The sequence below is a fragment of the Bradyrhizobium ingae genome (assembly GCF_055791185.1).
This window is the reverse complement of sequence record NZ_JBVUBB010000047.1, coordinates 1-15,618: the sequence shown is the minus strand read 5'-3', so window position 1 is coordinate 15,618 and position 15,618 is coordinate 1. Positions and strand designations below refer to the sequence as shown.

15 protein-coding genes are annotated in these 15,618 nt (G+C 65.5%); 9 read left to right on the top strand and 6 right to left on the bottom strand.

Annotated features, from left to right (window positions below; translation table 11 throughout):
- Window positions 1-17: 17 nt before the first annotated feature.
- The 3 genes from ACV1FX_RS37315 to ACV1FX_RS37305 all read right to left on the bottom strand — a co-directional run bounded on the left by ACV1FX_RS37315 (window position 18) and on the right by ACV1FX_RS37305 (window position 2,800).
- On the bottom strand, window positions 18-605 hold the full coding sequence (locus tag ACV1FX_RS37315; RefSeq protein WP_473122510.1) for a GNAT family N-acetyltransferase: 588 nt from the start codon (window positions 603-605) through the stop codon (window positions 18-20).
- A 130-nt stretch (window positions 606-735) separates the two neighbouring features.
- Window positions 736-1,878, bottom strand: coding sequence for a type III PLP-dependent enzyme (locus tag ACV1FX_RS37310; protein WP_473122509.1), 1,143 nt, complete (start codon window positions 1,876-1,878; stop codon window positions 736-738).
- Window positions 1,879-2,545: 667 nt separating this feature from the next.
- Window positions 2,546-2,800 carry a hypothetical protein gene (locus tag ACV1FX_RS37305; protein ID WP_027522243.1) on the bottom strand — a complete coding sequence of 85 codons (255 nt, stop codon included), beginning with the start codon at window positions 2,798-2,800 and terminating at the stop codon, window positions 2,546-2,548.
- A gap of 136 nt (window positions 2,801-2,936) precedes the next feature.
- On the opposite strand from ACV1FX_RS37305, the gene ACV1FX_RS37300 reads away from it, so the two are divergent.
- The 3 genes from ACV1FX_RS37300 to ACV1FX_RS37290 are packed head-to-tail and all read left to right on the top strand — an operon-like array spanning window position 2,937 to window position 6,777.
- Window positions 2,937-5,027 carry a M3 family metallopeptidase gene (locus tag ACV1FX_RS37300; RefSeq protein WP_473122508.1) on the top strand — a complete coding sequence of 697 codons (2,091 nt, stop codon included), beginning with the start codon at window positions 2,937-2,939 and terminating at the stop codon, window positions 5,025-5,027.
- Window positions 5,027-5,665: a DUF1007 family protein gene (locus ACV1FX_RS37295; RefSeq protein ID WP_473122507.1), complete on the top strand. Its 639-nt coding sequence runs from the start codon at window positions 5,027-5,029 to the stop codon at window positions 5,663-5,665. Before ACV1FX_RS37300 ends, ACV1FX_RS37295 begins: the two co-directional genes overlap by 1 nt.
- A complete protein-coding gene (locus ACV1FX_RS37290; protein ID WP_473122506.1) occupies window positions 5,656-6,777 on the top strand; it encodes a nickel/cobalt transporter in 1,122 nt (373 codons plus the stop codon). Before ACV1FX_RS37295 ends, ACV1FX_RS37290 begins: the two co-directional genes overlap by 10 nt.
- A 74-nt stretch (window positions 6,778-6,851) precedes the next feature.
- On the opposite strand, the gene ACV1FX_RS37285 is transcribed toward ACV1FX_RS37290, so the two are convergent.
- Window positions 6,852-7,250 (bottom strand): MAPEG family protein, encoded by a 399-nt coding sequence (locus ACV1FX_RS37285; RefSeq protein ID WP_473122505.1) that lies wholly within the window; start codon window positions 7,248-7,250, stop codon window positions 6,852-6,854.
- Window positions 7,251-7,419: 169 nt separating this feature from the next.
- On the opposite strand from ACV1FX_RS37285, the gene hemH reads away from it, so the two are divergent.
- The 4 genes from hemH to ACV1FX_RS37265 all read left to right on the top strand — a co-directional run bounded on the left by hemH (window position 7,420) and on the right by ACV1FX_RS37265 (window position 11,104).
- Entirely contained in the window at window positions 7,420-8,457 is a 1,038-nt protein-coding gene (gene hemH, locus ACV1FX_RS37280) for a ferrochelatase (protein WP_473122504.1), read from the top strand.
- Between the two features lie 10 nt (window positions 8,458-8,467).
- Window positions 8,468-9,448, top strand: coding sequence for an ABC transporter substrate-binding protein (locus ACV1FX_RS37275; RefSeq protein ID WP_473122503.1), 981 nt, complete (start codon window positions 8,468-8,470; stop codon window positions 9,446-9,448).
- Between the two features lie 193 nt (window positions 9,449-9,641).
- Window positions 9,642-10,640, top strand: a complete 999-nt coding sequence (locus tag ACV1FX_RS37270; RefSeq protein WP_473122502.1) for an SPFH domain-containing protein — start codon at window positions 9,642-9,644, stop codon at window positions 10,638-10,640.
- A 20-nt stretch (window positions 10,641-10,660) separates the two neighbouring features.
- Window positions 10,661-11,104 (top strand): NfeD family protein, encoded by a 444-nt coding sequence (locus ACV1FX_RS37265; protein ID WP_473122501.1) that lies wholly within the window; start codon window positions 10,661-10,663, stop codon window positions 11,102-11,104.
- Between the two features lie 197 nt (window positions 11,105-11,301).
- Here ACV1FX_RS37265 and ACV1FX_RS37260 read toward each other — a convergent pair whose 3' ends face one another.
- On the bottom strand, window positions 11,302-11,622 hold the full coding sequence (locus tag ACV1FX_RS37260; RefSeq protein WP_473122500.1) for a winged helix-turn-helix transcriptional regulator: 321 nt from the start codon (window positions 11,620-11,622) through the stop codon (window positions 11,302-11,304).
- Between the two features lie 70 nt (window positions 11,623-11,692).
- Here ACV1FX_RS37260 and ACV1FX_RS37255 point away from each other — a divergent pair, with 70 nt between their 5' ends.
- Entirely contained in the window at window positions 11,693-12,247 is a 555-nt protein-coding gene (locus tag ACV1FX_RS37255; protein WP_473122499.1) for a carboxymuconolactone decarboxylase family protein, read from the top strand.
- Window positions 12,248-12,401: 154 nt separating this feature from the next.
- On the opposite strand, the gene ACV1FX_RS37250 is transcribed toward ACV1FX_RS37255, so the two are convergent.
- Window positions 12,402-13,409, bottom strand: a complete 1,008-nt coding sequence (locus ACV1FX_RS37250) for a KpsF/GutQ family sugar-phosphate isomerase (protein WP_473122498.1) — start codon at window positions 13,407-13,409, stop codon at window positions 12,402-12,404.
- Between the two features lie 292 nt (window positions 13,410-13,701).
- Here ACV1FX_RS37250 and ACV1FX_RS37245 point away from each other — a divergent pair, with 292 nt between their 5' ends.
- Window positions 13,702-15,450, top strand: a complete 1,749-nt coding sequence (locus ACV1FX_RS37245; RefSeq protein ID WP_473122497.1) for an outer membrane beta-barrel protein — start codon at window positions 13,702-13,704, stop codon at window positions 15,448-15,450.
- Window positions 15,451-15,618 lie beyond the last annotated feature (168 nt).

The following is a 15,618-nucleotide window of genomic DNA, read 5'->3' as shown; positions in this document are numbered from 1 at the left end:
GCCATCATGGCAATCCCTCAGGCCGCGTGCGCCTCGAGGACGCGAACTACCCTCCGTTTAGGCAGGGCCGCTCCGGTCGGGGCGATCATCCCTTCGGCGCCATCGAGTGCGCCGTTGGTGAATTCGATCGCCAGCAGCCGCTCGCGCTCGAACGGGCCGGGCAGCGAGAGCCCGCCGGTCTTCTCCGCCGAGAAGCCGAAGCGGCCATAGTAGGGCGCGTCACCGAGCAGGATTACGGCAGCATGCCCGCGCGCCCGGGCGGCGGCCAGCGCTTGATGCATCAGCGCGGCGCCGATCCCGAACTCGCGGCAGGCAGGGTCGACCGCGAGTGGTCCGAGGACCAGAGCGGGCCTGCCTCCGGCGCTGACGTGCCACAGCCGCACGGTTCCCACGAGCTTCCCCTCGCGCACCGCAGCCAGCGCAAGGCCGGCGGCAGGGGCGCGTCCGTCGCGCAGGCGCTGGCAGGTGCGGCCGTGGCGGTTTTCGCCAAAGCAGGCATCGAGCAGCGCTTCACGCATCGCAACGTCGGCAGCACGCTCCGCACGGATCGCGAACGGAGCGGCTTTCGAGGTGAGGGCGACCTGTGGCGTCCGAAAAGCAGTCATGACACGTCAGTCCTCGCTTGCATCGGCGCGCGTGCGCACTCGCCCCAAGCGTCGTCAGAAATCGAAATGTCAGGGAGGGAGCCGGCTCGCCGGCTCCCCGGGGTTCGTCAGGCCTCGATCAGGAGGCGGATCAGATGTGGTAGGTGCGAAGCGGCGGGATGCCGTTGAACGCCACCGACGAGTAGGTCGACGTATAGGCCCCGGTCCCTTCGATCAGCACCTTGTCGCCGATCTCGAGCGTCACCGGAAGCGGATACGGGTTCTTCTCGTACAGGACGTCGGCGGAATCGCAGGTCGGGCCTGCGAGCACGCACGGCGTCATGTCCGCCCCGTCATGCGGGGTGCGGATGGCGTAGCGGATCGACTCGTCCATGGTCTCGGCGAGACCGCCGAACTTGCCGATGTCGAGATAGACCCAACGCACCTCGTCCTCGTCGCTCTTCTTCGAGATGAGCACGACCTCGGACTCGATGATGCCGGCGTTGCCCACCATGCCGCGGCCCGGCTCGATGATGGTCTCCGGAATCTGGTTGCCGAAGTGCTTGCGCAGCGCACGGAAGATCGACCGGCCGTAGGTCACCACCGGCGGCACGTCCTTCAGGTACTTGGTCGGAAAGCCCCCGCCCATGTTGACCATCGAGAGGTTGATGCCGCGCTCGGCGCAGTCGCGGAACACCTGCGAGGCCATCGCCAGCGCACGGTCCCACGCCTTCACCTTGCGCTGCTGCGAGCCGACATGGAAGGAGATGCCGCACGGCTCCAGGCCCAGACGCTTGGCGAGATCGAGCACCTCGACGGCCATCTCCGGGTCGCAGCCGAACTTGCGCGACAGCGGCCACTCGGCGCCGGCACAGTCATAGAGAATGCGGCAGAACACCTTCGCAGCCGGCGCTGCACGGGCGACCTTCTCGACCTCGGCGGCGCAATCGACCGCGAACAGGCGAATGCCGAGCGCGAAGGCGCGCGCGATGTCGCGCTCCTTCTTGATCGTGTTGCCGAAGGAGATGCGGTCGGGTGTCGCACCCGCGGCCAGCGCCATCTCGATCTCGGCGACGGTCGCAGTGTCGAAGCAGGAGCCCATGGATGCCAGCAGCGCCAGCACTTCCGGCGCCGGGTTCGCCTTGACGGCGTAGAACACGCGGCTGTCGGGCAGCGCCTTGGCAAAGCTCTGGTAGTTGTCGCGCACGACGTCGAGGTCGACAACGAGGCACGGCTCGGTGTCGAGACCTTCGGTGCGGCGGTTGCGCAGAAATTCCCTGATGCGATCGGTCATAGCACCCTCCAAACGGCCCCAGCGACGGAGACCCGTTCAAAATGTTCTCGGACGAGGGCGCTTTGCCGCTGCCGCACGATGGAGACGCGACAGGGCCAAGACCCCTAGACCGAATTGTGCTGCCGTGGATTGGTTGGGAATTTTCCCGCCCGCTCACCTGGCAATGAAGGACAAGCCTTTTCAGTAGCCCGCGCCGGCGTTGGAATGCCGGTAGAGACCAAAAAAGCCCGATCCGTCGTTGCTTTAAGTCGCGTCCCCCGTTGAGAGCGGGGTGCGCCGGTTCGCCTCCGGCTGCCAGTCACGGTTGCAAAGAGCGAAGTCACCTTCGACAAGGCATCTCTTGAGAGAGATGCTGGACGCTTCGGACTTTCGGCATCTGCCGTCTTGCGGCTTCCGCTTCTTCCGAAGAGCCCCTCGGCTTCTTCACCCCTTGGCGGCTGTCCGGCCTCTTGTCCGGATACCTACCGACTGACACACGACCACAGGCACGTGCGAAATTGGGCAAGAACGCACATAAGCGTTTTGACTCTGCTTCGCAAGAAAATTTTTAGGTTGAGAGCAGAATTGCCTAACGACTGCTTGCGCTGTGCTGCGCGAGCGACGCTGAAGATGAATGGCTGTTAAGTTTGTGCGAGCTGCGAAGCGCTTCTTGCTTGCGCGCGTCGCCTCACGCGCGCTTCGTGAACGGCTCGACGCGTTGAGCAGCGCGGATGAACGCGGTCATGACGAGCACGCCGAGCGCGAACAGCACCGCCTGCACGATGTGCGCGCCGGTGTCGTCGAGCCCGAACAGAATCGCGAGCGCCCAGCCGCCGGCAAACGCTGCGCCGAACACCTCGGCGCCGATCAGGATGGCGGCGCTGATGACGGTGATGACGCTTGGCCAGACGATCCGGCGGGAGGAGGAGGCAGGCGCGTTCATGAGCTTTGGGTCCGTGGTCTTTGAGGGGCGCAATCTCCCCGAAAAGGCGGCGGGGAGCAAGGCCAAAAGGCGCAAAAAAGCCCCATCGCGTGCTATAGCTGGCTGCAACAAACCAGCTCAAAAAACGGGACAAGTCATGTCAGAACCCCGCGAAAATACCGGCGCCGCGCCGGCCGAGACGAACCCGCTCCTGAAGGCCTGGGTGACGCCGTTCGCAACCCCGCCATTCGACGAGATCAGCCCGGAGCACTTCCTGCCCGCCTTCGAACAGGCCTTCGCCGATCACTCCGCCGAGATCGCGGCGATCGTCCACGATCCCGCAGCCCCCGACTTCGCCAACACGGTCACGGCGCTGGAGCGCTCCGGCAAGCTGCTCAACAAGGTCGCGGCCGTGTTCTACGACCTCGTCTCCGCACACTCCAATCCGGCGATCCTGGAGATCGACAAGGAGGTCTCCTTGCGGATGGCGCGGCACTGGAATCCGATCATGATGAACGCGGTGCTGTTCGGCCGCATCGCCCAGCTCCACGAGAACCGCGCCGCGCTGAAGCTCACTCCGGAGCAGCTGCGCCTGCTCGAGCGCACCTACACCCGCTTCCACCGCGCCGGCGCCGGGCTCACCGAGGAGGCCAAGGCGCGGATGGCCGAGATCAACGAGAAGCTCGCCCAGCTCGGCACCACCTTCAGCCATCATCTGCTCGGTGACGAGCAGGAGTGGTTCATGGAGCTCGGTGAGGACGACCGCCAGGGCCTGCCCGACAGCTTCATTGCGGCCGCCAAGGCTGCGGCAGAAGATCGCGGCATGGCCGGCAAGGCCATCGTCACCCTGTCGCGCTCCTCCGTCGAGCCGTTCCTAAAGGGCTCTGGCCGCCGTGACCTGCGCGAGAAGGTCTACAAGGCCTTCACCGCGCGGGGCGACAACGGCAACGCCAACGACAACAACGAGACCATCATCGATATCCTGAAGCTGCGGGAGGAAAGCGCCAATCTCCTGGGCTATCCGACCTTTGCCGCCTACCGGCTCGAGGATTCCATGGCCAAGACGCCGGATGCGGTGCGGGGCTTGCTGGAGCGGGTCTGGAAGCCGGCGCGGGCGCGCGCGCTCGCCGATCGCGATGAAATGCAGGCGCTGATCACGACCGAGGGCGGCAATTTCCAGCTCGCGCCCTGGGACTGGCGCTACTACGCCGAAAAGCTGCGCCTCCAGCGCGCCAATTTCGACGACGCCGCCATCAAGCCGTATTTGACGCTCGACCACATGATCGCGGCGGCCTTCGACTGCGCCACGCGGCTGTTCGGCATCACATTCGAGGAGCGCAAGGATGTCCCGGCCTGGCATCCGGACGTCCGCGTCTGGGAGGTGAAGGGCCCGGACGGCAAGCACAAGGCGCTGTTCTATGGCGACTACTACGCCCGTCCCTCAAAGCGCTCCGGCGCCTGGATGACGTCGCTGCGCGACCAGCAGAAGCTCGACGGCGAAGTCGCACCGCTGGTCATCAATGTCTGCAACTTCGCCAAGGGCGCCGGCGGCGAGCCCTCGCTGCTGTCGCCCGACGATGCCCGCACCCTGTTCCACGAGTTCGGCCACGGCCTGCACGGCATGCTCTCCAACGTGACCTATCCGTCGCTGTCGGGCACCTCGGTATTCACCGACTTCGTCGAGTTGCCCTCGCAGCTCTACGAGCACTGGCAGGAGCGGCCCGAAGTGCTGCAGCAGTTCGCCCGCCACTACCAGACCGGCGAGCCGCTGCCCGACGACCTGCTCCAGCGGTTTCTGGCGGCGCGCAAGTTCAACCAGGGCTTTGCCACCGTCGAATTCGTCTCCTCGGCGCTTCTCGACCTCGAATTCCATACCCAGCCTGCCGCGGCCGCCCGGGACGTGCGGGCCTTCGAGAGACAGGAGCTCGAGAAGATCGGCATGCCCGAGGAGATCGCGATGCGGCACCGGCCCACGCAATTCGGCCACATCTTCTCCGGCGACCACTACGCCGCCGGCTATTACAGCTACATGTGGTCTGAGGTGATGGATGCCGACGCCTTCGGCGCCTTCGAGGAGGCCGGCAACATCTTCGATCCTGCGGTGGCAAAGCGCCTGCATGACGACATCTACTCCAGCGGCGGATCGGTCGACCCGGAAGCCGCCTACGAGGCTTTCCGCGGCCGGCCGCCCGAACCCGACGCGCTGTTGCGCCGCCGCGGCCTGCTCGACACCGCGAAGGCGGCCTGATGGGCGCGCGCGCCCTTCTCGGGCTGCTGCTCGGTGCCGCCCTGTCGCTCGTGGCCGGCGCGGCGGAGGCGCATCCGCACGTCTGGATCACCGCGACGAGCGAGCTGATCTATGCGCCCGACGGTTCGATCATCGGCGTCCGCCACGCCTGGACGTTCGACGACATGTTCTCGGCCTATGCGACCCAGGGGCTCGAGGGCAAGACCAAGGGCGCTTACAGCCGCGAGGAGCTCGCCCCGCTCGCCCAGACCAATGTCGAGTCGCTGAAGGAATATGCCTACTTCACCTTCGCCAAGGCCGACGGCAAGAGGGAGCGCTTCAACGAGCCGGTCGACTATTTCCTCGACTACAAGAACCAAGTGCTGACCCTGCACTTCACGCTGCCGCTGAAGACGCCGCTGAAGCCGAAGCAGCTCATGCTGGAGGTTTTCGACCGCTCCTTCTTCATCGACTTCCAGATGGCCAAGGATAACCCGGTCAAGCTGGTCGGCGCACCCGCCGGCTGTCAGCTGAAGCTGGAGCGTCCGAGCGACGGCACGGCGAGCGCCCAGAAGCTCAACGAGCAGACCTTTGTGGACGGCGAGAACTCCAACTTCGGCATGATGTTCGCCAACAAGATCACCGTGGATTGCCCGTGACCTCGCTCGTTCGGTCTCCGTTTGTGCGTTCGCTTGCAACCGGCGCGGCCGTTCTTGCCGCCGTGTGGGCCGTCGATGCAGCGCTTCACGATCTCCTGGCACAAAATCCCTTCGGCGGTCCGCGCCCAGCGCCCGAACCGCAGGCAGGTGGCATTGTCGGCTGGCTGCTGGCCAAGCAGTCGGAATTTTACCGCGAGATGTCGACGACCATCCGCGCGGCCAAATCCGACGGCTCGGCGATGTGGACGCTGCTCGCGATCTCCTTTGCCTACGGCATCTTCCATGCCGCCGGCCCCGGCCACGGCAAGGCGGTGATCTCGTCCTACCTCGTCGCCAACCAGGAAACGGCACGGCGCGGCATCGTGTTGTCCTTTGTCTCGGCGCTGATGCAGTCGATGGTTGCTATCCTCATCGTCGGCGTCGCGGCCTGGGCGCTGAATGCGACCGCCAAGACCATGTGCAGCGCCGAAAAGGTCATCGAGATCGCCAGCTATGCCCTGATCGCGGCGTTCGGGCTGCGCCTCGTCTGGGTCAAGGGCGGCGCCTTCTTTCGCGCGCTCCAGGCGACCCAGCCGGTGCCGGCGATCGCCGGCGTGCCGCATCATCACGATCACGGCGATCATCACCATCATCATGATGAGCATAGTCACGCTCACCATGATCACCACCATGGCCACGCGCATGCTCATGCCCATGCTTATGACGATGCCCATGTCCATGACGAGCATTGCGGCCACTCTCACGGCCCGACGCCGAGCGAGCTTGCCGGCCCCGGCGGCTGGCGGCGCGGGCTGGCCGCGATCCTCACCGTCGGCATCCGACCCTGTTCGGGCGCGATCCTGGTCCTGGTGTTCGCGCTCGCCCAGGGGCTGTTCTGGGCCGGCATTGCCGCAACCCTCCTGATGGGGCTCGGCACCGCGATCACGGTTGCGACGATCGCGGTCATCGCCGTCTCCGCCAAGGACGTCGCCCGGCGCCTGAGCGCAGGCCGCGACGGCGGCGGCGCGCTGTTCATGCGCGGCATTGAATTTGCGGCTGCCGGCCTCGTGCTGCTGTTTGGCACCGGCCTGCTGTTCGGCTACCTCGCCGCCGAACGCACGACGTGTTTTTGATAGGAATTCTCGTGCCCCGGACGCAGCGCAGCGCCAAGACGCCGCACCGCGTCCGGGACACGACAGAGAGAGCCTCACACCGGCAAGAACCGCTTCAACGCCGGCATGAAGAAGATCGCGACATTGATCGCAAAGCCGATGCTCCAGAGGATGGAGCGCAGCGTCGGGCGGTTGCCGAGATAGGTGAAGACATAGGCGATCCGCACGATCAGGAAGAGCACGGCGAGCTCGTCGACCAGGCGCTGCGGGGAATCGCGGAATTCGGCGAGCAGCACGGCAATCGCGAAGAACGGGAAGGTCTCTATGCCGTTCTGGTGCGCGCCCAGCGCGCGCTGGGAGATGGCATCCTCATAGAAGGCCGGGTCGCGCGGGCGCGAATTGTCGAAACGACCGAACCTGATCCATTTGATCGAGGCGATCGTCGCAAGATAGAGCAGCAGCGCTCCAAATATGCACCATTCCGCGAGCGTCATGGTTCCTTCCCCCTGAGCATGGTCCGGAAAAGTGGGTACCGGTTTTCCGAGAAAGACCATGCGCCTCTAAGAGACGAGCGCGATGGAAACCCATCGCGCTCGGGCCGAAACCCTAGCGAAGTCGGCCCAATCTTGACAAGTTCGGTCCAACGCGCGAACCCGTTGGACCATGACGCGCGTTCTCCCGATCGACACATCGAAGGCCAGTGCGGCTCCGGCCGCCTCGCGTGTCGGCGTGCTGCTCGTCAATCTCGGGACGCCCGACACTGCGGATGCCCCGGGCGTGCGGGTCTACCTCAAGGAATTCCTCAGCGATCGCCGCGTCATCGAGGACCAGGGCCTGGTCTGGCAGTTCGTGCTCAACGGCATCATCCTGCGCAAGCGGCCGCGGACCAAGGCGCTCGACTACCAGAAGATCTGGAACACCGAGAAGAACGAGTCGCCGCTGAAGACCATCACGCGCTCGCAGTCCGACAAGCTCGCCGCCGCACTCGCCGACCGCGCGCATGTCGTGGTGGACTGGGCGATGCGCTACGGCAATCCGTCGATTAAATCGGGCATCGAGGCGCTGATCGCCCAAGGCTGCGACCGGATCCTGGCGGTGCCGCTCTATCCGCAATATTCGGCCTCGACCTCGGCGACCGTCTGCGATGAGGTGTTTCGCGTGCTCGCCCGCCTGCGCGCGCAGCCGACGTTGCGGGTGAGCCCGCCTTACTACGAGGACGAAGCCTATATCGAGGCGCTCGCGACCTCGATCGAGGCGAGCCTGGCGAGCCTGCCGTTCAAGCCGGAGCTGATCGTCGCTTCCTTCCACGGCATGCCGATATCCTATGTCGAGAAAGGCGACCCCTATCAGGGTCATTGCGTGGCAACCACCGAGGCGCTGCGCCGGCGGCTGGGGCTCGACGCGTCAAAGCTGCTGCTCACCTTCCAATCGCGCTTCGGCAATGAGGAATGGCTCCAGCCCTATACGGACGCGACCATGAAGCGCCTGGCGCAGGAAGGCGTGCGCCGCATCGCGGTGGTGACGCCGGGCTTTGCCGCCGACTGCCTGGAGACGCTGGAGGAGATCGCGCAGGAGAATGCCGAGATCTTCCGGCATAATGGCGGCGAGGCGTTTGCGGCGATTCCCTGCCTCAACGACAGCGAGCCCGGCATGGACGTGATCCGCACCCTGGTGCTGCGCGAGCTGCAGGGCTGGATCTGAGGAGCGTCTCATGAAGCGGCGCGATGTTCTGGCACTTCTCGGCGGCGCCGCCCTGCTGCCGCTGCCGGCCGCCGCCCAGCCCGCGCCGGCGGCGATGCGCCGGCTCGGCGTGCTCACGGTGACGGCGGCCGACGACGCGATCGCGCAGAAGCGCGCGACGATCCTGGTCGACGCGCTCGCAAAGCTCGGCTGGAAGGAGCAGGACAATCTGCTGATCGACTGGCGCAGCGGCGGCGGCGACCGGGCGCTGATCGCGCGGCAGGCCGAGGAGCTGGTCGCGCTCAATCCCGACATCCTGCTCGCCATCGGCACGCCGTCGGTCGCGGAGTTGCGCAAGCACGCTGCGGCAACGCCGATCGTGTTCGCCATCGTCACGGATCCCGTTGGCCAGGGCTTTGTCCAGGCGCTTTCGCATCCGGGCGGCAACATCACCGGCTTCACCGATTACGATGGGCCGATGGCCGGCAAATGGCTGGAGATGCTGACGCAAATCACGCCAAAGGTCTACCGCATCGCCGTTGTCTATAATCCCGCCACGGCGCCGTTCGCCGGCCTCATGCTGCACGCGATCGAACAGGCGGCGCATGCGCTCGGCGTGTCGGTCGAGCCGGCGCCGGTCCATGACGAGGCCTCGATCGCCGCGCTCGCAACCCGCAAGGGCGAAGGCCTGCTCGTCCTGCCTGATTTCTTCACGCTGGCGAATCGCGCGCGCCTCCAGGCGGCGGTCGCCGAGGCACGCGTCCCTGCGGTCTATTGGAGCCGGACCTTCGTCGATGAGGGCGGCCTGATGTCCTACAGCACCGATAGCGCCGAGCAGGTGCGGCGCGCCGCCGCCTATATCGACCGTATCCTGAAGGGCGCAAGGCCGGCCGATCTTCCGGTGCAAAACCCCACCAAATTCGAGCTCGCGATCAACCTGCGGACCGCACGGACGCTCGGCGTCACCATCCCCTCGGCCTTGCTTGCGATCGCCGACGAGGTCATCGAATGAGGCGCATCCGCTAGGTTGCGGCCGTCCTGTTTCAAGAGCCCCCTCGCCAATACTTAATGGCCGCCGTTCCGGCTTCGTGCGTCTTGTGGAATGATCGCGAGAGGCCGACGTAAAGCGTGCCGCTGAACCGGTCGGGACTGGATTCCGACCAATGAACGGCGCGGGAAAAGCCTTTTCCCGCCTTGGAGGACCTATGAGCGGTTTCGATATTTTTGCGATTGCACTGGTGTTTCTCGTCATCGTCACGCTGCTCGCCGGCGTGAAGACGGTGCCCCAGGGCTACGACTGGACCATTGAGCGGTTCGGCAAATACACCCAGACGCTGTCGCCGGGGCTCAATCTGATCGTGCCCTATTTCGATCGCGTCGGGCGCAAGATAAACATGATGGAGCAGGTGATCGACATTCCCGAGCAGGAGGTGATCACCAAGGACAACGCCACGGTGACCGTGGACGGCGTCGCCTTCTTCCAGGTCTTTGACGCCGCCAAGGCGAGCTACGAGGTCGCCAATCTGAACAATGCGATCACCGTGCTCACCATGACCAACATCCGCTCGGTGATGGGCTCGATGGATCTGGACCAGGTGCTGTCGCACCGCGACGAGATCAACGAGCGCCTGCTGCGCGTCGTCGACGCCGCGGTCTCGCCGTGGGGCGTCAAGGTCAACCGCATCGAGATCAAGGATATCGTGCCCCCGGCCGATCTGGTCGAGGCCATGGGCCGTCAGATGAAGGCCGAGCGCGTCAAGCGCGCCGACATTCTGGCCGCCGAAGGCCAGCGCCAGTCCGAGATCCTGCGCGCCGAAGGTGCCAAGCAGGGTCAGATCCTTCAGGCCGAAGGCCGGCGGGAAGCTGCGTTCCGCGACGCCGAAGCGCGCGAGCGTCTTGCGGAGGCCGAGGCCAAGGCGACGCTGGCGGTGTCGGAAGCCATCGCCAAGGGCGACGTCGCATCGTTGAATTACTTCATCGCCGACAAATATATCAAGGCGTTCGGCCAGTTCGCGGAGGCGCCGAACCAGAAGGTCATCATGCTGCCGATGGAAGCCATGAGCCTGCTGGGCTCGCTCGCCGGTATCGGCGAGATCGCGAAGGCAACATTTGGCGAGAGTGCCGCGTCGGCGGCGGCCGCCGCTCGTCGCGGCTCCGTGCCGCCGGCTGGCAACGCGCCGCCGGCAGTGCCGCCGCGGCAATAGGGTAGCTCGGAGGTCGTGTCATGACCGACATGTTCGTCACCCTCGGAACCTGGAACTGGTTGATATTCGGCTTCATCCTGATGGCGCTGGAGGTGTTCGCGCCGGGCGTGTTCCTGTTCTGGCTGGGGCTTGCCGCGCTGCTGGTTGGGCTGGTCTCGTTCGCGTTTCACCCGTCCTGGCAGGCACAACTCGTGATGTTCGCCCTGTTCGCGGCCGCCGCAGTCCCGCTGTGGCGACGCCTGGCGCGCGGCAGGATCGACACGAGCGCGAGCCCGCATCTGAACAAGCGCACCCAGGCGCTTCTCGGCCGCGAGTTCACGCTGGAGAAGCCGATCATCGACGGAAACGGCACAGTGCGCATCGGCGACACCGTCTGGCGCGTCGCCGGCCCGGACACGCCGGCCGGCACGCGGGTGAAGGTGGTGCAGGTGGATGGTGCGAACCTGACGGTGGCCGCGGCGTAGCTCTCTTCCCCTCTCCCCTTGCTTGCGGGAGAGGGTGGACCGCCGCGCGGCGGCGAGACGGGTGATGAGGGGGTCTCTCTCCGCGAATAACCCTGTGCACAGAGTTCGCGGAGAGAGACCCGTCATCCGGCGCTTCGCGCCACCCTCTCCCGCAAGGGGAGAAGGGAGATCAAAGTGGACGGCCGCTTCCTCGAATTCTACTTCCGCCACCTCTCCGCGAACCGGTGCAGCGGCATGAAGGTCTGGCACAATTCCTGCCCGAGTGGCGTCAGGCTGTAGCCGCCGGCATCTCCAAGCTCCACGAAGCCTGCCTCGCGCAGTTCCGTCAGCCGCGCTTGCAACACCGTGGGGGATGCCTCGTCGCAGGCGCTGCGCAGCGCGCGGGAGGTGAGGGGATCGCCGCGCAGCTCCCACAGGATCCGCAAGGACCAACGTTTCCCCAAGAGGTCCAGCAGCGCCATGATCGGCCGGCCCGTGCGTGAGCCGCGTACGCTGCGTTGCCTTGCCGGTCTGGCCATATCCGCCTCTTGCGTTGCTACACATAATGTAGCATAAATTGCTACAACTATTGTAGCAGAGAGGCCGGCCATGTCACCTGCCGCACCACGCATCGCCCCGCTGGATCCGCCGTATCCGCCCGAGATCGACGAGCAGTTCAACCGCATCATGCGCGGCGCGCCGCCCTTGATGCTGTTCCGGGTGATGGCGGGACACAAGCGCGCCTGGGACAAGTTTCGCGCCGGCAGCCTGCTGGACCCGGGGCCGCTGTCCTTGCGCCAGCGCGAGATCGTCATCGACCGCACCTGCGCGATGAACCGATGCGAGTATGAATGGGGCGTGCACATCGCGATTTTCGCGGGGGCCGCGGGCCTCACGGACGAACAGGTCCGCGCCACCGCTGATGGCGAGGCGACTTCAGCCTGCTGGTCTCCGGCCGAGCAGGCGCTGATCACGGCAGTCGACGCCTTGCATCATCGCGCGACACTTGATGACGCAGAGTTCGCAACACTCGCAGCGCATTACGACGATGCGCAGATCCTGGAAATCATGATGCTGTGCGGGGTCTATCGCACGGTGTCGTATGTGGCGAACGGGTTGAGATTGCCGCTGGAGGAGAAGGCGGCTCGGTTTCCGAAGCTCTGAACGTCGTCATCACGAGCGCAGCGAAGCAATCCAGACTGCGACCGCGGCTGGAATCTGGATTGCTTCGCTGCGCTCGCAATGACGGAAAGGAGGCGGGAGGCCCAATGGATCCGGGGCTCCCGTTGCGCGATGCCCCGGGATGACGGAGAAAAGCTTACGCCACGCCCGCGCGCAAGAGATCGTGCAGGTGCACGATGCCGACCGGCTTGCTTGCTTCGGCGACGATCAGCGTCGTGATCTTGCTCGTGTTGAGCACCTCCAGCATCTCGGTCGCGAGCATGGAGGGCGGCACGGTCTTTGGCTGCTTCGTCATGATGTCGTCGACGGTCGCGGTCAGCAGATCGGGCCGCATGTGCCGGCGCAGATCGCCATCGGTGATGATGCCGGCGATCTCGCCGGTGTCGCCCACGATGCAGACGCAGCCGAGGCCCTTGGCCGACATCTCGACCACCGCTTCCGACATCTTCGTGCCGAGCGGCTTGACGGGGATCTCCGCGCCAGTGCGCATGTAGTCGCGAACGAATTTCAGCATCGCGCCGAGTTTTCCGCCGGGGTGGAAATGTGCGAACTCCAGCGCCGTGAAGCCGCGGCCTTCCAGCAGGGCGATCGCGATGGCATCGCCGATCGCGGCCTGCATCAGGGTCGAGGTGGTCGGCGCCAGATTGTGCGGGCAGGCCTCGCGCGCCTTGGGCAGCTCGATCACGATATCGGCGGCCTGTCCGAGCGCGGAGCCCGCGTTCGACGTCAACGCGATCATGGGAATCGCAAAGCGCGCCGAATAATTCACGAGGTTCTTCATCTCCGGCTGCTCGCCGGACCAGGACAGCGCCATGATGACGTCGTCGGTGGTGATCATGCCGAGGTCGCCATGGCCAGCTTCGGCGGCGTGGACGAAGAAGGCGGGCGTGCCGGTCGAGGCCAGGGTCGCTGCGATCTTGCGCGCCATGTGGCCGGATTTGCCGAGCCCGGTGACGACGACGCGCCCTTTGGCATTGCGGATCTTGTCGATCGCCGCCGTGAAGCCAGCGGCCATCGGCCCCTTCAGCGCCGTGGCGAGCGCGCCGATGCCGCCGCTCTCCGTCTCCAGCGTGCGCAGCGCGGATTCGATGTCGGGGGAGGCAGGGCCGGATGATGGGGTCATCAGCGGTTTCGAGCTCGGCATGTTGTGATCCAGGGAGGAGGGCAACCCGGGTTGCCCGTGGCCGTCTGCTTAGCACGGCGGGCCCGGGGAGGCGACGCGGGAGCATGATCCGGAAAAGTGGAGACCGGTTTTCCGGAAAGATCATGCTCAAACAAAGAGATAGAGCGGGATAGCGTTTCGAAGAAACGACAGCCCGATCGTCCGTCCTCAACGGCTCATTAACCATAATTGTTTTAACTCCATTAACGATGGTTCCCGCGCCCGCCGCGGAAGCTCTCGCAGAAGTATTGGAATTCGTTGGAGTTTTTCCATCGTGGGGTGGTCTCCAGGCATGGGCCGGAGCAAACGCGCGCAATTCGCGCGCGTTGTCCTGCCATGCCTTGCGCTGACCGTGCTGGAGACCACGCCCGCAGCTGCCCAGAGCCTCACACCGGACCTCTTCAATCCGAGCCGCGGCGGCTTCGTCTCGCCGGACACACTGCCGACGCGCCGCACGGCCACGGCGACATTCGCGCAGCCGCCATCTGACGCCTTGCCGGCGCTACCCGATCCCAGCGCCGATCCGCGCAAGAGCAAGGACACACCGGCGCCCTCGCGCGTCGGTCAGGTGCCGACCTACGGCCTGCCTGCCGCCAACGGCTCTGGCGTCTCGGGCTATGACTCGCTCAACCGCAAGCGCCAGCAGCCCAAGCTCTATCCCGGACAGCCGAAGCCCAAGCGCGCGCCCGGTCCCGGCACCCCGGCCCCGGCCGCGACATCCGCACCTGGCATCGGCCAGCCGCGCATCGCGCCGCCGCCGTCGGAGGCCGCCAACAAGACGCCGGTGCCGGCGGCGATGGCCGGCACCGTGCCCGGTCAGCCGCTCCGCCGGCGCCTTAAGCTCGACGACGATCCGTTTGGCCCCGTCGGAGATTACGCCGGCAGCTTCCTGATCAAGGGCGCGCTCGAGCTCTCGGGCGGCTACGACACCAACCCTGCGCGCCTCAACAAGCCGATCGGCTCACCGCTCTATGTCGTCGCCCCCGAACTCGTCGTGATGTCCGACTGGGAGCGCCACGCGCTGGTCGCGGACCTGCGTGGCTCCTTCACCGGCTATGGCAATCAGTTGCCGTCGACCATCGACGGTCTCGCCTCCCCCGCGCCGGTTGAGATCGACCGCCCGGATTTCACCGGCCACGTCGACGGCCGCATCGACGTCGACCGCGATCTCAAGTTGACCTCGCAGCTCCGGCTGCGGCTTGCCACCGACAATCCTGGCAGCCCGAACATCCAGGCCGGATTGCAGAAATATCCAATTTACGCCACCTACGGCACGACGCTCGGCGTCGACCAGACCTTCAACCGTTTCGAGGTCGCAGCCGGCGCCACGGTCGATCGCACGGCCTACACCAACTCGAAACTCACCGACGGTACGACCTCCAGCAACGACGACCGCGACTTCAACCAGTATGGCGGAGTGGGGCGCTTCTCCTACGATCTCAAGCCGGGCCTGAAGCCGTTCCTGGAAATCGAGGGTGATACCCGCGTGCACGACCAGGCCGTCGACCGCAATGGGTACTTGCGCGATTCAAACGGGGGCTACGCCAAGGTCGGCACGTCCTTCGAGTTCTCGCGCATCCTCACCGGCGAAATCTCGATCGGCTACGCCGCGCGCAACTATGTCGATCCGAGGCTCAGCCAGCTCTCGGGCTTCCTGACCACGGGCTCGCTGATCTGGAACGCGAGCGGGCTCACCACGGTCAAATTCTTCACCGACACGCAGCTCGCCGAGACCACGATCCCCGGCGCCTCCGGCGTGCTGGTGCGCACCTACACCGCCGAAGTCGATCACGACTTCCGCCGCTGGCTCACCGGCATCGGCAAGTTCACCTACGGCACGCTCGACTATCAGGGCCAGAACCGCAACGACAAGACCTACTCGATCGAAGGCGACATCATCTACAAGCTCAACCGCAACCTCTGGATCAAGGGCAGCCTGCGCCACGATATCCTGAATTCGAACGTCGTGGGTGCGAGCTCGTCAGGGACGGTGGTGATGCTTGGGGTGAGGCTGCAGAATTGAGGCTGCAGGATAGTGGCCTCTGGCGGAACCAACCCTCAGAGGTCGTCCTGGCGAAAGCCAGGACCCATATGTGGACGGCCCCCGTGGCACAAGAGCCAAGTGAGGTTTGATCGGATCGCTTGCATCCATATGTCCGGCCTGTTGATGCGGCTTGTTGGACCGCTGGCC

Excerpts from the sequence above, each read along its gene's own strand:
- ACV1FX_RS37315 (WP_473122510.1), bottom strand. The coding sequence starts at position 605 with ATGACTGCTTTTCGGACGCCACAGGTCGCCCTCACCTCGAAAGCCGCT.
- ACV1FX_RS37310 (WP_473122509.1), bottom strand. The coding sequence starts at position 1,878 with ATGACCGATCGCATCAGGGAATTTCTGCGCAACCGCCGCACCGAAGGT.
- ACV1FX_RS37305 (WP_027522243.1), bottom strand. The coding sequence starts at position 2,800 with ATGAACGCGCCTGCCTCCTCCTCCCGCCGGATCGTCTGGCCAAGCGTC.
- ACV1FX_RS37300 (WP_473122508.1), top strand. The coding sequence starts at position 2,937 with ATGTCAGAACCCCGCGAAAATACCGGCGCCGCGCCGGCCGAGACGAAC.
- ACV1FX_RS37295 (WP_473122507.1), top strand. The coding sequence starts at position 5,027 with ATGGGCGCGCGCGCCCTTCTCGGGCTGCTGCTCGGTGCCGCCCTGTCG.
- ACV1FX_RS37285 (WP_473122505.1), bottom strand. The coding sequence starts at position 7,250 with ATGACGCTCGCGGAATGGTGCATATTTGGAGCGCTGCTGCTCTATCTT.
- hemH (WP_473122504.1), top strand. The coding sequence starts at position 7,420 with ATGACGCGCGTTCTCCCGATCGACACATCGAAGGCCAGTGCGGCTCCG.
- ACV1FX_RS37275 (WP_473122503.1), top strand. The coding sequence starts at position 8,468 with ATGAAGCGGCGCGATGTTCTGGCACTTCTCGGCGGCGCCGCCCTGCTG.
- ACV1FX_RS37270 (WP_473122502.1), top strand. The coding sequence starts at position 9,642 with ATGAGCGGTTTCGATATTTTTGCGATTGCACTGGTGTTTCTCGTCATC.
- ACV1FX_RS37265 (WP_473122501.1), top strand. The coding sequence starts at position 10,661 with ATGACCGACATGTTCGTCACCCTCGGAACCTGGAACTGGTTGATATTC.
- ACV1FX_RS37260 (WP_473122500.1), bottom strand. The coding sequence starts at position 11,622 with ATGGCCAGACCGGCAAGGCAACGCAGCGTACGCGGCTCACGCACGGGC.
- ACV1FX_RS37255 (WP_473122499.1), top strand. The coding sequence starts at position 11,693 with ATGTCACCTGCCGCACCACGCATCGCCCCGCTGGATCCGCCGTATCCG.
- ACV1FX_RS37250 (WP_473122498.1), bottom strand. The coding sequence starts at position 13,409 with ATGCCGAGCTCGAAACCGCTGATGACCCCATCATCCGGCCCTGCCTCC.